Here is a 343-nt window from a genome sequence, read left to right on the forward strand (position 1 = left end):
GGTAGTGTCGAGAAAGTTGGTGTAGTGCCCGATCCGAAGCGAGTCGGCCCGGCGTCCCAGAATCTGGAATACGGTTGATATCCTATGCCGCCTCGACCCTGTCCGCAAGCTCGAGGCCGGACTCGAGCATCTTCCTTGCCTCCGCCTCGAGCCGCGCCCAATCGACGGGACCGTCGGTCCCCCGGGTGCGGCCGTCGTCGTAGAGCTCGTTCATCCTCGCCTCCGAGAAGTACCTGGACTCCTGCCATATCTCGTCCTGCTCGCACATGACCGCGCCCGCGAGCCGCACCAGCGAGCCCGTGGAGGGGAACACCTGCACGACGCGCGACCTGCGCTTTATCTC

Annotated in this window: 1 protein-coding gene; it reads right to left on the reverse strand. The window is 65.0% G+C overall.

Features of this window, described 5'->3' with window-relative positions:
* Positions 1-82: 82 nt before the first annotated feature.
* Positions 83-343 (reverse strand): transposase (locus ACQRAQ_RS08650; RefSeq protein WP_427794560.1); only part of this gene is annotated, 261 nt, incomplete at its 5' end.

Origin of the sequence: Collinsella sp. SGI.178 (assembly GCF_050313495.1) — a bacterium.
Taxonomy (GTDB): domain Bacteria; phylum Actinomycetota; class Coriobacteriia; order Coriobacteriales; family Coriobacteriaceae; genus Collinsella.